We start from the raw sequence: 16845 nt of genomic DNA on the forward strand, positions 1-16845 counted from the left end.
CGGTGGACACCCCCGCAGGGTTGCTCGACGCCCTCGGTCAGAGCGCGACCGCCGACCGCTGGTTCTCCGTCGACCAGGCGCGGATCGACGCGTTCGCCGACACCACGGACGACCACCAGTGGATCCACGTCGACCCGGTCAGGGCCGCCGCTGGGCCGTTCGGCGCGACCGTCGCGCACGGGTACCTCACGCTCTCCCTGATCCCGGCGCTGACCGACGGGCTGGTCGAGGTCGGCGGGACCGGGCTGGTGGTCAACTACGGCCTCGACCGCGTGCGGTTCCTGCAGCCGGTGACCGCCGGCTCCCGCATCCGGGCGACGTCCACCGTGACCTCCGCCGAACCGACGCCCCAGGGCGTCCGCGCGACCTTCACGGTCACTGTCGAGATCGAGGGCGCGACCAAGCCGGCCCTGATCGCGGAGACCGTCGTCCTCTACTTCGCGGCGGCCTGAACGCCCGCAACGTCCGAGGAAGTGAGCGCCCCAGCAGCCACTTCCTCGGACGTTGGGTGTTCGCGGAGGGTCAGGAGACCCGCTCGACCACCATCGCCATGCCCTGGCCGCCGCCGACGCACATGGTCTCCAGGCCGAACGTGCCGTCCTGCACCGCGAGGCCGTGCAGCAGGGTCGTCGTCAGTCGGGCGCCGGTGCTCCCGAACGGGTGACCCACCGCGATCGCGCCCCCGTGGACGTTGAGCTTGTCGTGGTCGATGCCGAGCGCGCGCGCCGACGGGAGCACCTGTGCGGCGAACGCCTCGTTCAGCTCGACCAGGTCGATGTCGGCGATGGTCATGCCCGCGCGGGACAGCGCCATCAGCGACGCGTCCACCGGTCCGAGGCCCATGATCTCCGGCGAGAGGCCGCTGACCCCGGTGGACACGATGCGGGCGAGCGGGGTCAGGCCGAGCTCGTCGACGATCCGGTCGCTCACGATCACCACCGCGGCGGCGCCGTCGTTGAGCGGGCAGCAGTTGCCGGCCGTGACCGTGCCGTCGGGGCGGAACACCGGGTTCAGGCCGACCAGCGCCTCGACCGTGACCCCGGCTCGGGGGCCGTCGTCGGCCGACACGACCGTGCCGTCCGGCAGGGTCACCGGGGTGATCTCGTCGGCCCAGAACCCGTTGGCCAGGGCCTTCTCCGCGCGGTTCTGGGAGAGCGCGGCGAACTCGTCCTGCTCCCGCCGGGTGGTGCCGGTGAGCGCGGCGACGTTCTCGGCCGTCTGACCCATCGCGATGTACGCGTCGGGGAGCAGTCCGCTCTCGCGGGGGTCGGTCCACGTCTCGCCGGACACCGCCCGTGCGGCCGTGCGTCCCACCGCCTCGGCGAACCGTGGGTTCTGCAGGTCGACGCCGGGGATGTAGTCCGAGGAGCCGACGACCGACCGGCTCACGCACTCGACGCCGGCGGACACGAACACGTCGCCCTCGCCGGCCTTGATCGCGTGGAACGCCATCCGGGTGGTCTGCAGCGACGACGAGCAGTACCGGTTGACGGTGGTGCCCGGGACGGAGTCGAGGCCGAGCAGCACCGCGACGATCCGCGCCATGTTCATGCCCTGCTCGCCGCCGGGCATGCCGCAGCCGAGCAGCAGGTCCTCGACGCGGCCGGGGTCGAGCGCGGGGACCTGCGCGAGGGCGGCGCGGACCATGGAGGCGGCGAGGTCGTCGGGACGCACCTGTGCCAGGGACCCCTTGAACGCGCGGCCGATGGGGGAGCGGGCGGTCGCGACGATGTACGCCTCGGCCATCAGACGAACGCCGCGATGCCGGTGATGGCACGCCCCACGATCAGGGTGTTCATGTCGCGCGTGCCCTCGAACGAGTACACGGCCTCGGCGTCGGCCATGTAGCGCGCGACGCCGTGGTCCAGCTGGATGCCGTTGCCGCCGAGCGTCTCGCGGCACAGCGCCACGGTCTCCCGCATCGCGGTCGTGGTGGAGGCCTTGGCCAGTGCCGAGTGCTGGTCGCCCTGGCGGTCCTCGTCCTGCAGCTGTGCCGCCCGGACGCACAGGGCGATGCTCGCCGTGATGTTGCCCAGGCACCGGGCGAGCCGGTCCTGGACCAGCTGGAACGACGCGATCGGCTTGCCGAACTGCTCGCGCTCCAGCGCGTACCGCACGGTGGCCTCGTAGGCGCCGACCGCCACCCCGACCGCCTGCCACGCGACCTCCGCCCGGGTCAGGCGCAGGACGGTGGCGACGTCCTTGAACGAGTGGATGTTCGGCAGCCGGTCGGCCTCGTCGACGATCACGCCGTCGAGCAGGATGTCGGCGTTCTGCACCGATCGCAGGGCCTGCTTGCGCTCGATCTTGGTGGCGGAGAACCCGGGGGTGCCGCGGCGCACGATGAATCCCTTGACCTGGTCGTCGGCGGTGTCGCGCGCCCAGATGACCGTGAGGTCCGCGAACGTGGCGTTGCCGATCCAGCGCTTGGCGCCGTTGAGCACCCAGGTGTCGCCGGTGCGGTGCGCGGTGGTGCGCAGGCCGCGTGCCGTGTCCGAGCCGGACAGCGGCTCGGTGAGCCCGAAGGCGCCGACCAGCTCGCCGCGGCTCATGGGCGGCAGCAGCTCGGCCCGCTGCTCGAGGGAACCGCCGACGCCGATCGCGCCCATGGTCAGCCCGTTCTGCACGCCGATGAAGGTGGAGAACCCGGCGTCCACCCGGGAGAGCTCGAGCGCGACCCACCCGCGGTAGACGGCGCTGTTCTCGAACCGGACGGTCTCCGGCCACATCGGCCCCAGCAGCCCGAGCTCACCGACCCGCGGGATGAGGTGCACGGGGAACTCGGCGCGGTCCCAGCAGTCGTCCGCGATCGGCCGGACCTCGGTCTCCAGGAACTCCCGGATCTCCATGACGTGCTCGTTCTCGACCGGCGTGAGCAGGTCCTGGAAGGAGTAGAAGTCGCTGGTCAGCAACGCGTGGGTCACGTCTGTCTGTGTCACGTCATGGCTCCGCTCGTCGATCGGCTCTGATCTCGCTCCGAGTCTGCATCATTTTCCCAGATGTTGCATACCCCCTGTCCCGGAGGAGTAGGTTGCCGCCATGTCGCACCTCGACGTCATCGGAGGCGGGCTCGGCCGCATCGGCACCCGCGTCGCGCCCTCGTGGCTGTCCCAACGGCTGGAGGACGGTGAGCACGCCGAGGCGCTGCGGGCGTTCGTCGCCGCCCGCGAGACGTTCATCGAGGGTGCGCGGATCGACATGGGTCGCCTGGCGACGAAGCTCGGCGTCGACCGCACCTCGCTGTTCCGCTGGGTGGGCAACCGCGACGCGCTCCTCTCGGAGGTCCTCTGGTCGCTGGCGGTCCCCACGCTCGAGCAGGCGGAGGCCGCGACGCGGGGCACCGAGGGCGCCGCGCGGGTGGCCGCGGTCCTCACGCACTTCGCGCGCGACCTCATCACCGCTGACTACTTCCGGGGCTTCCTGCGGCGCGAGCCGGCGCGTGCCCTGCGGCTGCTGACCACCAAGGAGAGCGACATCCAGCGGCGGTACGTCGCCGTCGTCGAGGCCTTGGTTCGCCAGGAGCTGGGCGACCAGCCGTTCGACGGGGCCGTCGGCGCGCACGACCTGGCGTACCTGCTGGTCCGCGTCTCCGAGTCGTTCACCTACGCGGACCTCATCACGGGCGACGTGCCGAGCGCCGAGCGCGCCCGGGCGGCGTTCGAGCTGGTGCTGCGGCCATGACGTTCCCGCACCGCGCTCCGTTCCCCACGAGGTGGAACGACAACGACGTCTACGGGCACCTCAACAACACCGTCTACTACGAGGCCATGGACACGACGATCAACGTCTGGCTCATGACCTCGGCCGGCCTCGACCCGTCCGCCGGGGAGCCGATCGGCGTCTGCGTGTCGTCGTCGTGCGAGTTCCGCGCCTCCGCGAGCTTTCCCGAGCCGCTCGAGGTGGGCCTGCGGGCCGGCCGGCTCGGGACGAGCAGCGTGACGTGGGAGCTCGGCATCCTGCGCGACGGCGACGTGGTCGCCGAGGGACGGTTCGTGCACGTGTTCGTCGACCACGCGACGCGGCGCCCCGTCCCGATCCCCGCGCACATCCGCGAGGCCATCGAGCGCGAGCTCGTCGTCTGATCGGGTAGCATACCGACCGGGCGGTATGACGACGTGCCTCCCGGAGAGGCGGTCGACGATGACCCGACGCATGCCGGACCCGCCCGGGCTCGACGTGGCGCGACTCGAGTCGTACCTGAGGCGTGAGCACCCGGCCACCGTGGACGACGGTCCGCTGTCGGCACGGGTGATCGCCGGAGGGCGCAGCAACCTCACCTACCGGGTCGACGGCGGCCCGGAGCCCCTGGTCGTCCGCAGGCCGCCGCTCGGTCACGTGCAGACCACCGCGCACGACATGGCCCGCGAGTTCCGGGTCATCTCGGCGCTGCGGGGATCCCGCGTCCCGGTCCCGCCGGCGGTCGCGCTGGTGGAGGACCCGTCCGCGGGCACGGGCACGGTGTTCTACGTCATGCACCTCGTGGAGGGGTCGGTGCTGGCCCACCAGGCCCAGAACACCACCTACACCGCGGCCGAGCTGCGCACCGTGAGCCTGGAGCTGGCCTCGCTGCTCGCCGAGCTGCACGCGATCGACCCCGCGGACGTCGGGCTCGCCGACCTGGGGCGGTCCGACGGATACCTCGACCGGCAGCTGCGGCGATGGCGCGCCCAGCTGGACGGGTCGCGCTCGCGGCCGGTGCCGAGCCTCGACGACCTGCAGGAACGCCTGGCGGGACGCGTGCCGACGACGCGGCGCAGCAGCATCGTGCACGGCGACTACCGGCTGGACAACGCGCTCGTCGGGGGAGTGGTCCCGCACATCACGGCGATCCTCGACTGGGAGATGGCCACCCTGGGTGACTCGGCGGTGGACCTCGGGATGCTGGGCCTCTACTGGCACATCCGCGGCATCGCCGGTGCCGAGGGGGTCGCGCCCAGCGCGGTCGACCCGGCCGCGGGCTACCCGGAGTTCGACGAGCTCGTCGACACCTACTGCACCCGCCTGGGCACCAGCGTGCCGGAGCTCGGCTGGTACCGGGCGTTCGCCGCGTACAAGCTCGCGGTCATCCTCGAGGGGATCCACTTCCGGTTCCTCGGCGGGGACACGGTCGGCGACGGGTTCGACCGGATCGGGGGACTGGTCGGGCCGCTCGCCGACGAGGGCCTGGCGCAGCTGGCCGGGGTGCGCTGATGGACTTCGCGCCCGACGCCGTGACGGTCGACGTCGTCGGCCGCGTGCAGGCGTTCCTCGACGAGCACGTCTACCCCGCCGAGCCGGTGCTGGAGGCGGAGCTGGCGGCGACCCCGACCGAGTGGGGCACGCGGCCGGTGGTCCGGCGGCTGCAGGGGCTGGCCGGCGAGCAGGGCCTCTGGAACCTCTTCCTGCCGAGCGTCCTCACCAACCTCCAGTACGCGCCGGTGGCTGAGCTCACCGGCCGCAGCCCGCGYCTGGCCCCGGCGGCGTTCAACTGCGCGGCCCCGGACACCGGCAACATGGAGCTGCTCTCCGAGTTCGGCACGCCCGAGCAGAAGGAGGAGTGGCTGGAGCCGCTCCTGGACGCCGAGATCCGGTCCGCGTTCTGCATGACCGAGCCGGACGTGGCGTCGTCGGACGCCTCGCAGATCGCCACGCGCATCGTCCGCGACGGCGACGAGTACGTGATCACCGGCCGCAAGTGGTGGTCGACCGGTGCCATGAACCCCGAGTGCGCGCTGCTGGTGGTGATGGGAGCCACCGACCCGTCGGCGCAGCGGCACCGGCGCCAGAGCATGGTGCTGGTGCCGCGGGACGCCCCGGGCGTGCGGATCGTGCGGCCGCTGACCGTGTTCGGGTACGACGACCGCGACCACGGGGGGCACGCGGAGATCGTGTTCGAGGACGTGCGCGTGCCTGTGGCCAACATCCTGTCCGGGGAGGGCGAGGGTTTCGCCATCGCGCAGGCGCGGCTCGGCCCGGGCCGGATCCACCACTGCATGCGGTCGCTCGGCATGGCGGAGCGGGCGATGGACCTGGTCGTCGAGCGCGCGCGATCCCGGACCGCCTTCGGGCGCCCGCTCGCCGACCAGGGCGTCGTGCGCGAGTGGGTGGCCGAGTCCCGGCTCCAGATCGAGGCGCTGCGCCTCCTGGTACTGAAGACGGCCTGGCTCATGGACACGGTCGGCAACCGCGCGGCCATGACCGAGATCCAGGCCATCAAGATCGCGGTCCCCCGGGCCGTGCAGCAGATCCTCGACCGCGCCATCCAGCTGTTCGGCGCGGCCGGCCTGTCCGGTGACCAGCCGCTGGCCGAGATGTTCGCCGCCGCCCGGGCCCTGCGCCTGGCAGACGGACCGGACGAGGTCCACCTCGCCTCACTCGGGCGAGCCCAGCTGACGAATGAGAGGTAGGGACAGTGTCCACAATGCCTTCTGATCAGGCTCTCGATGGCGCGGGCTACGCCAGCCTGTCCGTCGCGGCGATCCTCGCCGAGACCGCCCACCGCACCCCTGACCGCACGGCGTTCCTCCTGGGCGACCAGGTGGTCCGCTACGGCGAGCTGTGGGACCAGACGCGCTCCTACGCGGGTGCCCTCCGGGCTCGCGGCATCGGACCGGGCGACCGCGTCGCCATGATCGTGCCGAACGTGCCCGACTTCGCCCGCGTCTACTACGGCGTGCTGGCCCTGGGTGCGGTCGTCGTGCCGGTCCACCTGCTGTTCAAGGCGGACGAGATCGAGTTCGTCCTGCGCGACTCCGGCGCGACGCTCCTGGTCGCCGCGGCGCCGATGCTCGCCGAGTCGGCGCCCGCGGCGGCCCGGGCCGGCATCCCGCTGCTCACGGTGCTGGTCCCCGACGGCATGGCGGTCCCCTTCCCCCGACTCGAGGACGAGGCGGCAGCGGCGGACCCGATCGACCGGTACGAGTCCGTGCACCCGATCAGCGCCGCGACGATCCTCTACACGAGCGGCACCACGGGCCGGCCCAAGGGGGCGGTCGGCTCGCACCTGTCGATCGTCGAGCAGGTGCACGTGGCCCTCATCGACCTGTTCGACATGCGTCGCGACGACGTCGTCTTCGGCGGCCTGCCGCTCTTCCACACGTTCGGGCAGGTCTCGGTGATGAACACCGCGTTCCGCCGGGGTGCCGCCGTGATCCTGCTGCCGAAGTTCGACCCGGACCAGGCCCTCGCGCAGATGGTCCACCACGGCGCCACGGTGTTCACGGCAGTCCCGACGATGTACATCGGCCTCCTCCAGGCCGCCGCGCGCAGCACGGCCCGACCACCTCTGCGGTACGCGGTGTCGGGCGGCGCGGCGCTGCCCGTGGCGGTGCTCGAGGTGTTCTCGCGGGAGTTCGCCGCGGAGGTGCACGAGGGGTACGGGCTGACGGAGACGTCGCCGGCCGTCGCGTTCAACCGTGTCGGTGAGCCGATCCGGCCCGGCACCGTCGGGCGACCGCTGTGGGGCGTGGACATCGCGATCGCGGACGCGCAGACCGACGACCGCATCGTCCCCGTGCCCGCCGGCGAGCTGGGCGAGATCGTGATCCGCGGGCACGCGCTGTTCAAGGGCTACCTGGGCAACCCGGAGGCCTCTGCTGCCGCGGTCGTGGACGGCTGGTTCCGCACGGGTGACCTGGGCACCATGGACGCCGACGACATCGTGACGATCGTGGACCGCAAGAAGGACATGATCGTGCGCAACGGCTACAACGTGTACCCGAGCGAGGTCGAGGACGTGATGATGCGGCACCCCGCAGTCGCGTTCGCGGCGGTCTTCGGGCTCCCCGACGAGGCGCGCGGGCAGGAGGTGCACGCCGCGGTGGTGCTCCTCGACGGGCACGAGGCGACGCCCGACGAGCTGGTCGCGTTCACGCAGGAGCGCATCGCGGCCTACAAGTTCCCCCGCGTGGTGCACCTGGTGGACGCCCTGCCGCTCGGCGGCAGCGGCAAGGTGCTCAAGCGCGAGCTCGTGGCGCAGTTCTCCACGGTGGCCGCCGAGGCCTGAGACGGACCGGAGGCCCGGCCCCCTCGTGGGGGACCGGGCCTCCGGCGCGTGCGGGCTCAGGCGGTCGGGATGCCGTCTCCCTCGAGCGGTACGGCCTCGCCCGTGTAGGGCACGACGTCCCCGTCGCCCGCGTCCGTGGTGAAGATCGGGCCCACGTAGTCCTGGACACCCTTGTCGACGGCGGTGATGCCGACTCCCTCGAAGGCCGCGTGGCTGTCCTTGGCGAAGCTCAGCGGCACGATCCCGTTGCCCGTCAGCGCCCCCACCTCGAGGGCGTCGAGCACGCTCGCGCGCGTCGGGTCGTCCCCGGCCTTGGCGAGTGCCTGCGCGAACAGGTACCCGACCGACATCCCGAAGATGGTGTTCCCGCTGAACGGTGCGCCGTCGTTGTACTCGTCGTTGATCTCCTGGAAGAGCGTGACCCACTCGTCGTCCGGGCTGAACGGCAGGTAGTTGGAGCTGACGAAGCCCTGGAGCAGCAGCGGCGCGACGTCCTCGCCGAGGTAGCCGACCAGCGTCGGGTAGTCCCCGCCGGACGACGACGACACCCACTGGGCCGGGTACTTCATCTTGGCGGCGGTGCCGAGTGCCAGGGCGGTGAACCCGTTGACGGTGGCCAGGAAGTTGACCTCGCAGCCCGCCGCCTGCATGGCGCCGATCTGCGCGACGACGTCCTGCACCGACACGGAGTACGTCTGCGTCGAGGCGAGCCCGTCGGCGCCCAGCACGGTCCGCAGGCCGGTGGTGAAGTCAGTGCCGAAGTCGTCGTCCTGACCGAGCACGCAGTACGTCTTGTCGGGCCAGGTCTCCTGCGCGTACGTGGCCAGCGCCTTCGCCTCCACGATGTAGCTCGCGTTGTACGCGAACGTCCACGGGTACTTCTCCGGCTGGTCCCACTGGGGGCTGCCCGAGGCGACGAACAGGTCCGGCACCTCGTTCTCGTTGAGGTAGTCGACCACCGACGAGTGCGTGGGGGTGCCGAGGCCGTTGAGCACCGCGAACACCTCGTCCTCCTGGACCAGCTCGCGCACGACGGTCTGCGTGGTCGCCGGGTTGTAGCCGTCGTCCTTGACCACGTACTCGATGCTGCGGCCGTTGATCCCGCCGTTGTCGTTGACGTAGTCGAAGTACGCCTTCGTCGCCGCCGAGATCGACGAGTAGCCCGCCGCGGCAGGTCCGGTCAACGGGGTGTGCGTGCCGATCGTGATGGTGTCGTCCGTGACGCCGGGCGACGCCTCGGGGGTGGAGCACGCGGACAGGCCGGCCGCGACGAGCGCCGTGGCGACCAGCGCGGGGATGGACCGGGAGCGCTGTGACATCGGTGTCACCTCTGTTCTTCGGTAGGGACGAGGACCAACGCGTGTTCTTCCGTGCGGACGGGGTCGTCGATGGGTCTGCGCCGGGCGGTGAGTGCGCCGTGCAGGCCCTGCGGGGCGAGTGCCATGACCGTGATGAGCAGGAGGCCGAAGACGAGGACCGCGAGGTTGCCGTCGAGGCGCTGAGCGGCATCGGTGGGGAGCCCCGCGGTCAGTCGGCCGATGAGCCAGGGCAGGAGGACGATGACGGCCGAGCCGAGCCCCGCGCCGAGGATGCTGCCCAGACCGCCGATCACGACGGCGACCACGAGCAGGAGCGAGAAGCCGACGGTGTACGCCCCCGGGCTCACGGCCTGGGCGACGAAGCACAGGATCGCGCCGCCGAGCCCCGCCGCGACGGAGCTGGCCGTGAACGCCAGCACCTTCACGCGTCCCGCGGGGATGCCGCTGAGCCGCGCGGCCACCTCGTCGTCACGGACCGCCTGCATCCGCAGCCCGAACCGCCCGCCGCGCAGCGCGGTCAGGCCGGTCACGACGACGGCCGCGACGACCACCGCCACCATCGCCTGCCACTGCTCGAGCGCGATCACCCGCCGGAACGCGTCGGGCACGCCCTCGAACGCGGTCTGGACGCCCTGGTCGCCGTGCAGCACGGTGGACCAGGTGGAGGCGACCGCGGGCAGGGCGACGACGACGGCGAGCGTCAGCCCGGCGAGGTACGGCCCCGAGAGGCGGGCGGCCGCGAGGCCGAGCAGCAGCCCGACGACCGCGCTCACCAGCGCCCCGGCGAGCAGGGCGACCACGAATCGTGCGACGCCGCCGAACGGCAGGGCGTTGCTGGTGAGCGCGTAGCCGTACCCGCCGACAGCCATCAGGGCGGCGTGCCCCAGGGAGAGCTGCCCGGTGGCACCGACGAGCACGGTGAGCCCGGCCGTCGCGCACAGGTAGGCGGCGACCAGGGCGAGCTGGTAGTTGCGGAACGGGTCGAGCGCGAACGTGCCCAGCAGCGCGACCAGGGTCCACCCGGCCGCGAGCAGGAGCGTGCGGGCGAGCGGGCGCTGGCCGGGCAGGCGCTGCCGGCGGCTCATGCGTGCCTCGCCGCTGCTGCCGCGAACAGGCCGGCGGGTCGCAGCAGGAGCACGAGCACCAACAGGCCGAGCACCGCGATCGGCACCAGCCCGGCGCCGAGGTACCCGGTCACCAGGCTCATCGCCACACCGACCACGACACCCCCGACGAGGGCACCGACCGGCGAGTCCAGGCCACCGACCACCGCGACCGTGAAGCCGAGCACGAACAGCGAGTCGGTGGCGTGCGGGTTGAGGCCGAGGCTCGTCGGCACCAGCAGCAGCGCCGCGAGCGAGCCGACGACGCTGGACAGGACCCAGCCGAGGGTGACGGTCCGCGAGACCCGGACGCCCAGCAGCCGGGACACCTCGGGGGCGAACGCGGCGGCACGCATCTGCAGCCCGAGCGAGGTCCACCGGAACAGGACGGCCAGCACCACCATGACCACCACCGCGGTGACCAGCACGAACAGGTCGTACGGGGAGAGCAGCGGCACGCCGCCGACGAGCGCCGCGCTGTCGTCGAACGGGACGCGCATCGGCCGGTAGTCCGGACCGAACACGATCCCCAGCGCCGACTGCAGGACCATCACCAGCCCGATCGCCAGGATCACGCCCGACAGGGGAGACCGGGGCGACGCGAACCGCATCACCCCCCGCTCGACGGCGAACCCGAGAAGGCCGCCGGACACCAGCGCGGCCACGAGCCCGAGCCAGTAGCTGCCGGTCAGCGCCGTGACCTCGAACGCCACGTACGTGCTCACCACCGCCATCGCGCCCTGCGCGAAGTTGATGACGCGCGCGCCGCGCCAGATGAGCACGAGGGCCAGCGCGAACAGCGCCAGCACGGCGCCGCGCGCGAGGCCGGTGCCCAGGAGGAAGACGAGTCGGTCCATCAGAACCCCAGGTAGGCGTGGCGGAGGCGCTCGTCCGCGGCGAGCTCGTGCGCCGGGCGCGACGCCACGACCTCACCGAGACCGAGGACGACGCCGTGGTCGGCGACGGACAGCGCACCGACGACGTTCTGCTCGGCGAGCAGGACGGTGAGCCCGGTGCGGTCGGCCAGGCCGCGCAGCACCCCCATGATCTGGGCGACCACGCGGGGTGCGAGCCCGAGCGACGGCTCGTCGAGCAGCAGGACGGTGGGCCGCGCGACCAGCGCACGACCGAGCGCGAGCATCTGCCGCTCGCCGCCGGAGAGCTGGTGGCCGGCGTGGTTCCTCCGGCGCGCCAGCGGCTCGAACAGCGCGTAGACCTCGGCGATCGCCCCGCGCCGGTCGGCCCCGCGCCACAGCCCGCCCAGCCGCAGGTTCTCGTCCACGGTCAGCTCGGCCACGACCCCGCGGCCCTCGGGCACGTGGGCGAGCCCGCTCCGGACGCGGTCCTCGACGCTCACCGCGGCGAGGTCTCGACCGGCCAGCCGGACCGTGCCGCTGGTCGGGGGCACCAGTGCGCTGAGGGTGCGCAGCAGGGTCGTCTTGCCCGCTCCGTTGGCGCCGACCAGCGCGACGATGCTGCCCGCGGGGACGTCGAGGTCCACGTCCCGCAGCACGGGCGCCCCGCCGTAGCCGACCGTGAGGCCGCGGACCTCGAGCAGAGCGGTCACGACGCCGTCACCTCGATCCCCAGGTAGGCCTCGTCGACCGCCGGGTCGCCCGCGACCTCGTCGGGAGTGCCGGACGCGATCACGCGGCCGAAGTCGAGCACGACCACGCGGTCGCACACGCCCATCACGAAGTCGACGTGGTGCTCCACCAGCAGCACGGCGCAGCCGGTGGAGGCGGTGTGGCGGACCAGGTCGCCGAGCGCTGCGATGTCGTCGGTGCCGAGTCCCCCGGCGGGCTCGTCGAGGAGCAGCAGACGGGGCTCGGCGACGAGCGCCCGGGCCAGCGCGACCTTCTTCTGCTCCGGGTAGGGCAGGTCGCCGACGGGCCGGTCGGCGTGCCCGGCCAGGCCGAGGGCGTCGAGCTGCCGCTGGGCGTCGGCGCCCGGGTCGTGCGCGCCCAGGCGGCCGGCCAGGACGTTCTCGCGGACGGTGAGGCCGCGGAACAGGCCGAGCCCCTGGAGCGTGCGGGCGACGCCGCGCGCAGCCAGCCGCGTCGGGTCGGGCACCAGCGGGTGGCCGCCGACCGCGAGGGAGCCCGCGCTCGGACGGACCAGGCCGCAGACGGCGTTGAAGAGGGTCGTCTTGCCCGCGCCGTTGGGGCCGATGAGCCCGACGACCTCCCCCTCGTCGACGTGCAGGGAGACGTCGTCGAGGGCGGCGAGGCCGCCGAACCGCACGCTGAGGCCGCGGACGGCAAGGCGCGGGGCACCCTCTCGGGGAGGAGCTGTCAGTGCGGACATCGGCACCTCTTCGTGTCGGTGAGGACGAACGTACAACAGAAACCGACCGGACGGTATGTCCCTGCGAGCACAGTTGTGTCACGGCCGCGCGGAGCCGGTCAGGAGTGCGGGATGCCCGCGATCATGCCGCCGTCGACCACCAGCTCGGTGCCCGTGGTGTAGGCGGAGTCGTCGGACGCGAGGAAGACCACGGTGCCCGCGACGTCGGCGGCGTCCGCCGGCCGGCCGAGGGGGATGGCCGTCGCCGTGGGGTCCAGCCGCGCGGTCATGGGCGTGAGCACGAAGCCCGGGTGCACGGAGTTGACCCGGATGCCGTCGCGCCCCAGCTCGACCGCGAGCGACTTGGTCAGGCCCCGGACCCCGAACTTGGAGGCGACGTAGCCGTGCAGGTGGTCGCCCCCGCGCATGCCCTCCACCGACGAGATGTTGATGATCGACCCACGGCCGGCCGCCTTCATCGCCGGCACCACGGCCTGCGCGCCCAGGAACACACCCGTGAGGTTGACCGCGATGACGGCGTCCCACTTGGCGAGCGGGTAGTGGTCGATCGGTCCGGCGTTCGCGATCCCCGCGTTGTTCACCAGCACGTCTACCGCGCCGAAGGCCGTCAACGTCCGGTCGACGGTCCCGGCCCAGCTCTCCGGGGAGGTGACATCCAGGTGCACGGCCAGCGCGCGGTCGCCCAGTTCGGTGGCCAGCGCGCCTGCGGCGTCGTCGACCAGGTCCGCGACCACGACGCTCGCCCCCGCGGCGTGCAGGGCGCGCACGAAGGCCGACCCGAGCCCGCCCGCGGCGCCGCTGACGATCGCGACGCGCCCGTCGAGCGCGCTCACGGGACCCGGACCACGAGGCGCCCGGTGGTGCCGCCGTCGGCGAGCCGCTGCACCGCCGCGGGAGCGTCCTCGAACGCGACGACCTCACCGACGACCGGCCGGATGCGCCCCTCGTCGATGAGCCGCGTGAGCTCGACGTGCGCGGCGTCCACCAGCCCGGGACGGCGCTGCGCGTAGAGCGCCCAGTGCAGGCCCAGCACGCCGTAGTTCTTCACCAGCGCGTGCCCGGCGTTGACCGCCTGGATCGTCCCGCCCGCGAAGCCCACCACCACGATCCGGCCCTCGAACGCGATGCACCTGGTGGACTGCTCGAAGGCGGTCCCGCCGACGGGGTCGAACACCACGTCGGCACCCGCACCTGCGGTCTCGGCCTTGACCACCGCCACGACGTCCTGCGCCGACCGGTCGATCACGACCTCCGCGCCGGCCTTCCGGGCGACCTCCGCCTTGGCCGCGCTGCCGACCACCCCGATCACGCGGGCACCCGCGGCGGCCCCGAGCTGCACGGCAGCGGTGCCCACGCCGCCGGCCGCCGCGTGCACGAGCAGGGTCTCGCCGCGTTGCAGGGCTGCGCGCCGGTGCAGCCCGAACCAGGCGGTCTGGTAGCCGATGGTCAGCGCGGCTGCCTCCGCGTCGTCGAGCGCGGCCGGCGCCGGGAACACCTCGCGCTCGTCGAGCACCGCGAGCTCTGAGAGCACGCCGATCCGGGACCCGACGACCCGGTCGCCGAGCGCCACGCGGGACACCCCGTCGCCGAGGCCGACCACCTCGCCGCACAGCTCGATGCCGGGAGAGAAGGGCAGCGCCGGGCGGACCTGGTACTCGCCGCGGGCGAGCAGCACGTCGGGGAAGTTCACCGCGACGGCGCGCACCCGGACGAGCACCTGCCCGGGACCGGGAGTGGGGTCCGCGACGTCGGCGAGCTCCAGGACCTCGGCGGGCTCGCCGTGCCGGGTCACGTGCCAGGCGCGCACGGGGCTCAGGCCTTGATCGCGACGAGGAAGAGGTCCGTCAGCTGCCGGGCGAGGACCCCCTTGTCCTCGGCGCCGTCGGGGGAGTACCAGTTCGACAGGTAGTGCACGTCCGCGAAGAAGTGGGCGACGAGCACTGCGCGGGGGATGTCGGTCCGGTAGAGGCCCTCCTCCTGGCCGCGCTCGATCAGCCCCGCGAACACGTCGTGGTACTGCCGGCGTCGGCGCGTGACCTCCTTCTGACGGGGCTCGGAGAGCATGTGGACGCTGCGGAAGAAGACCGTGCCCTCGGGCAGGAAGTCGATCGACGTCTCGACCACGTCCACGCAGACGTCGTGCAGCGTCTGCGCGGTCGGCGCGCCGCGCCCGACGATCTCCTCCAGGTGGTGCGTCTGGAGCGTCAGCATCCGCTCGTAGATCGAGAAGAGGAGGTCGTCCTTCGACTCGAAGTAGTGGTACATCGCGCCCTTGGTGACGCCGGCCGCCTCGACGATCTGCTGCACCGAGGTGTTGGCGTACCCCTGGGTGGAGAACAGGTCGACGGCGGCCCGCGTGATGTCGTCGACGACGCTGGACGTGGCCATGGTGGTGCCTCTCTCGTGTGCGACTAGCCGACGGCGACGGCACTCGCGCCGCCGTCGATGGTGAGCGTATGGCCGGTGATCCACGCGGCGTCGTCGGACAGCAGGAACGCGACCGGGCCCGCCACGTCCTCGGGCTCCCCGATGCGTCCGAGGGGGTAGACCGCGGCCAGGGCGGCCTCGCGGTCGCCCTCGTAGAGCGCCTGCGCCAGCCGCGTGCGGACGACGGCGGGGGCGACGGCGTTGACCCGGATCCCGGGCGCCAGCTCGACCGCGAGCTGTTGCGTGAGGTTGAGCAGGGCGGCCTTGGAGACGCCGTAGAACGCCACGCCCGGGCTGGCCGACAGGCCCGCGACCGAGCCGGTGTTGACGATCGAGCGGCGCAGCCCCGCCCCGACCGCCGCCCGTGTCCAGTCGAGCGCGGCGACGACGTTGACCTCGAGGATCTTGCGCACCACGGAGCTCTCGATCTCCAGAGCGGGGCCGTAGGCGGGGTTGATCCCGGCGTTGTTCACCAGGTGGTCGAGACCGCCGAAGCGGTCCCGCACGAGGGCGAGGACCGCGGCGCGGTGGTCCTCGTCGTCGGCCTTGCCCGCGACACCCACCGCGTGGCCCTGGGCGATGGCGTCGAGGCGCGCGACGGCCTGCTCGAGCGACTCCGGCTTGCGGCCGGTGATGACCACCGTGGCACCCTCGGTGACCAGCCGGTCCGCCACGGCCAGACCGATCCCGCGGCTCGCCCCGGTGATCAGGGCGACCCTGCCCTCGAACCTGCGCATGCCCGCTCCTTCGATACCGACTGTTCGGTATGCCGCCAGACAGTAGCGCATCGGCGTGGTGCTTTATCTGACGCTGCGTCAGATAGGCTCCTCGCATGGATCTCGTCTACCACCTGCTCGTCGTCCTCCACCTGCTCGGCTGGGCCATCGTGCTCGGCGGCACGCTGGTCAACCTCCGCACCCCGAAGATCGCCACCGGCGTGCTGCACGGCATCCTCACCGCGCTGGTCACCGGCATCGCGCTGGCCGGCATCGCGTCCGCCGGACTGGCCGGGCACGAGCCGGACACCACCAAGATCGCCGTCAAGCTCGTCGTCGCGGTCGTCGTCACCGTGCTGGTCGTCCTGGGCGTGCGCAAGCCGTCGCGCGTGACCACCGGCTACCTGGGCGCGATCGCCGGCCTGACGGCGCTGAACGTCGCGATCGCGGTGCTCTGGCGCTGACGTTACTGTCCACCCCGTGAACTCCGTCGGTGACCTCCTGGTCGGGCTCGTGGTGCTGGTCGGGCTCTTCGGGGTCATCGTCCAGGTCCTGCCCGGCGGGCTGCTCGTGGCCGGCGCGGTCATCGTCTGGGGCGTCGTCACCGGGGGAGTCGCGGGCTGGACCGTCGTCGCGATCACCGTCGTGGTCACGGCGCTGGCGTTCGTCGGCAAATACCTGCTGGCGGGCCGGCACCTCAAGCGCGCGGGCGTGCCGTCCTCGACGCTGGTCTGGGGCGGCATCGCGGGCGTCGTCGGGTTCTTCGCCATCCCGGTCGTCGGTCTGTTCGTGGGCTTCGTGCTCGGGATCTACGTCGCGGAGTACCTCCGGTCGCGCGAGCCCCGGCCGGCGTGGCGGGCGACCGTCGCAGCCCTGCAGGCCACGGGCCTGACGATCCTGGTGGAGCTCGCCGCGGCCCTCGTGGCCACCGGCGCGTGGCTGACCGCGCTCGCCCTGCGCTGACCCGGCACGTCCACAGGTCCAGGACG

General features: G+C 72.6%; 19 protein-coding genes. 8 read left to right on the top strand and 11 right to left on the bottom strand.

The features are described from left to right. The first annotated feature begins 2 nt into the window (after positions 1–2). Positions 3–452: a MaoC family dehydratase gene (locus AC1DXT_RS11435; RefSeq protein WP_477061433.1), complete on the top strand. Its 450-nt coding sequence runs from the start codon at positions 3–5 to the stop codon at positions 450–452. A gap of 70 nt (positions 453–522) precedes the next feature. On the opposite strand, the gene AC1DXT_RS11440 is transcribed toward AC1DXT_RS11435, so the two are convergent. Together AC1DXT_RS11440 and AC1DXT_RS11445 are read right to left on the bottom strand one after the other, a co-directional pair. Then, a complete protein-coding gene (locus AC1DXT_RS11440) occupies positions 523–1746 on the bottom strand; it encodes an acetyl-CoA C-acetyltransferase (RefSeq protein ID WP_477061434.1) in 1224 nt (407 codons plus the stop codon). Beyond that, positions 1746–2939, bottom strand: coding sequence for an acyl-CoA dehydrogenase family protein (locus AC1DXT_RS11445; protein ID WP_477061435.1), 1194 nt, complete (start codon positions 2937–2939; stop codon positions 1746–1748). The genes AC1DXT_RS11440 and AC1DXT_RS11445 overlap by 1 nt, the downstream gene beginning before the upstream one ends. Before the next feature lie 100 nt (positions 2940–3039). On the opposite strand from AC1DXT_RS11445, the gene AC1DXT_RS11450 reads away from it, so the two are divergent. The 5 genes from AC1DXT_RS11450 to AC1DXT_RS11470 are packed head-to-tail and all read left to right on the top strand — an operon-like array spanning position 3040 to position 7984. Beyond that, positions 3040–3681: a QsdR family transcriptional regulator gene (locus tag AC1DXT_RS11450; protein ID WP_477061436.1), complete on the top strand. Its 642-nt coding sequence runs from the start codon at positions 3040–3042 to the stop codon at positions 3679–3681. Further along, entirely contained in the window at positions 3678–4082 is a 405-nt protein-coding gene (locus tag AC1DXT_RS11455; protein WP_477061437.1) for an acyl-CoA thioesterase, read from the top strand. The genes AC1DXT_RS11450 and AC1DXT_RS11455 overlap by 4 nt, the downstream gene beginning before the upstream one ends. Positions 4083–4140: 58 nt before the next feature. After that, positions 4141–5190, top strand: a complete 1050-nt coding sequence (locus tag AC1DXT_RS11460) for a phosphotransferase family protein (protein ID WP_477061438.1) — start codon at positions 4141–4143, stop codon at positions 5188–5190. Further along, positions 5190–6386, top strand: a complete 1197-nt coding sequence (locus tag AC1DXT_RS11465; RefSeq protein WP_477061439.1) for an acyl-CoA dehydrogenase family protein — start codon at positions 5190–5192, stop codon at positions 6384–6386. Before AC1DXT_RS11460 ends, AC1DXT_RS11465 begins: the two co-directional genes overlap by 1 nt. A 14-nt stretch (positions 6387–6400) precedes the next feature. After that, a complete protein-coding gene (locus AC1DXT_RS11470; protein WP_477061440.1) occupies positions 6401–7984 on the top strand; it encodes a long-chain-fatty-acid--CoA ligase in 1584 nt (527 codons plus the stop codon). A gap of 56 nt (positions 7985–8040) precedes the next feature. Here the strand turns inward: AC1DXT_RS11470 and AC1DXT_RS11475 are convergent, their stop codons facing one another. The 9 genes from AC1DXT_RS11475 to AC1DXT_RS11515 all read right to left on the bottom strand — a co-directional run bounded on the left by AC1DXT_RS11475 (position 8041) and on the right by AC1DXT_RS11515 (position 15877). Then, the gene (locus tag AC1DXT_RS11475; RefSeq protein WP_477061441.1) at positions 8041–9303 is read right to left on the bottom strand and encodes an ABC transporter substrate-binding protein; all 1263 of its coding nucleotides are present in this window, start codon (positions 9301–9303) and stop codon (positions 8041–8043) included. A gap of 5 nt (positions 9304–9308) precedes the next feature. Further along, positions 9309–10388: a branched-chain amino acid ABC transporter permease gene (locus AC1DXT_RS11480; RefSeq protein WP_477061442.1), complete on the bottom strand. Its 1080-nt coding sequence runs from the start codon at positions 10386–10388 to the stop codon at positions 9309–9311. Further along, on the bottom strand, positions 10385–11263 hold the full coding sequence (locus tag AC1DXT_RS11485) for a branched-chain amino acid ABC transporter permease (RefSeq protein WP_477061443.1): 879 nt from the start codon (positions 11261–11263) through the stop codon (positions 10385–10387). Before AC1DXT_RS11485 ends, AC1DXT_RS11480 begins: the two co-directional genes overlap by 4 nt. Beyond that, a complete protein-coding gene (locus AC1DXT_RS11490; protein WP_477061444.1) occupies positions 11263–11973 on the bottom strand; it encodes an ABC transporter ATP-binding protein in 711 nt (236 codons plus the stop codon). The genes AC1DXT_RS11485 and AC1DXT_RS11490 overlap by 1 nt, the downstream gene beginning before the upstream one ends. After that, complete coding sequence (locus tag AC1DXT_RS11495; RefSeq protein WP_477061445.1) at positions 11970–12713, bottom strand: ABC transporter ATP-binding protein; 744 nt, start codon at positions 12711–12713, stop codon at positions 11970–11972. The genes AC1DXT_RS11490 and AC1DXT_RS11495 overlap by 4 nt, the downstream gene beginning before the upstream one ends. A gap of 98 nt (positions 12714–12811) precedes the next feature. Further along, the gene (locus tag AC1DXT_RS11500) at positions 12812–13546 is read right to left on the bottom strand and encodes an SDR family NAD(P)-dependent oxidoreductase (protein WP_477061446.1); all 735 of its coding nucleotides are present in this window, start codon (positions 13544–13546) and stop codon (positions 12812–12814) included. After that, positions 13543–14520, bottom strand: coding sequence for an NADPH:quinone oxidoreductase family protein (locus AC1DXT_RS11505; protein ID WP_477061447.1), 978 nt, complete (start codon positions 14518–14520; stop codon positions 13543–13545). Before AC1DXT_RS11505 ends, AC1DXT_RS11500 begins: the two co-directional genes overlap by 4 nt. A 5-nt stretch (positions 14521–14525) precedes the next feature. Next, complete coding sequence (locus AC1DXT_RS11510; protein ID WP_477061448.1) at positions 14526–15101, bottom strand: TetR/AcrR family transcriptional regulator; 576 nt, start codon at positions 15099–15101, stop codon at positions 14526–14528. Between the two features lie 23 nt (positions 15102–15124). Then, a complete protein-coding gene (locus AC1DXT_RS11515; RefSeq protein WP_477061449.1) occupies positions 15125–15877 on the bottom strand; it encodes an SDR family oxidoreductase in 753 nt (250 codons plus the stop codon). Between the two features lie 95 nt (positions 15878–15972). Between AC1DXT_RS11515 and AC1DXT_RS11520 the strand changes: the two genes are divergently transcribed. Then, complete coding sequence (locus tag AC1DXT_RS11520; protein ID WP_175348111.1) at positions 15973–16320, top strand: hypothetical protein; 348 nt, start codon at positions 15973–15975, stop codon at positions 16318–16320. A 16-nt stretch (positions 16321–16336) separates the two neighbouring features. Beyond that, the gene (locus AC1DXT_RS11525; RefSeq protein ID WP_477061450.1) at positions 16337–16819 is read left to right on the top strand and encodes a DUF456 domain-containing protein; all 483 of its coding nucleotides are present in this window, start codon (positions 16337–16339) and stop codon (positions 16817–16819) included. Positions 16820–16845 lie beyond the last annotated feature (26 nt).

This window comes from Cellulomonas sp. P1_G12_2, from assembly GCF_056405535.1.

Bases quoted from the DNA above. Each gene is read 5' to 3' on its own strand.
- AC1DXT_RS11440 (WP_477061434.1), bottom strand. From the start codon at position 1,746: ATGGCCGAGGCGTACATCGTCGCGACCGCCCGCTCCCCCATCGGCCGC.
- AC1DXT_RS11450 (WP_477061436.1), top strand. From the start codon at position 3,040: ATGTCGCACCTCGACGTCATCGGAGGCGGGCTCGGCCGCATCGGCACC.
- AC1DXT_RS11455 (WP_477061437.1), top strand. From the start codon at position 3,678: ATGACGTTCCCGCACCGCGCTCCGTTCCCCACGAGGTGGAACGACAAC.
- AC1DXT_RS11460 (WP_477061438.1), top strand. From the start codon at position 4,141: ATGACCCGACGCATGCCGGACCCGCCCGGGCTCGACGTGGCGCGACTC.
- AC1DXT_RS11470 (WP_477061440.1), top strand. From the start codon at position 6,401: ATGCCTTCTGATCAGGCTCTCGATGGCGCGGGCTACGCCAGCCTGTCC.
- AC1DXT_RS11475 (WP_477061441.1), bottom strand. From the start codon at position 9,303: ATGTCACAGCGCTCCCGGTCCATCCCCGCGCTGGTCGCCACGGCGCTC.
- AC1DXT_RS11480 (WP_477061442.1), bottom strand. From the start codon at position 10,388: ATGAGCCGCCGGCAGCGCCTGCCCGGCCAGCGCCCGCTCGCCCGCACG.
- AC1DXT_RS11485 (WP_477061443.1), bottom strand. From the start codon at position 11,263: ATGGACCGACTCGTCTTCCTCCTGGGCACCGGCCTCGCGCGCGGCGCC.
- AC1DXT_RS11495 (WP_477061445.1), bottom strand. From the start codon at position 12,713: ATGTCCGCACTGACAGCTCCTCCCCGAGAGGGTGCCCCGCGCCTTGCC.
- AC1DXT_RS11510 (WP_477061448.1), bottom strand. From the start codon at position 15,101: ATGGCCACGTCCAGCGTCGTCGACGACATCACGCGGGCCGCCGTCGAC.
- AC1DXT_RS11515 (WP_477061449.1), bottom strand. From the start codon at position 15,877: ATGCGCAGGTTCGAGGGCAGGGTCGCCCTGATCACCGGGGCGAGCCGC.
- AC1DXT_RS11520 (WP_175348111.1), top strand. From the start codon at position 15,973: ATGGATCTCGTCTACCACCTGCTCGTCGTCCTCCACCTGCTCGGCTGG.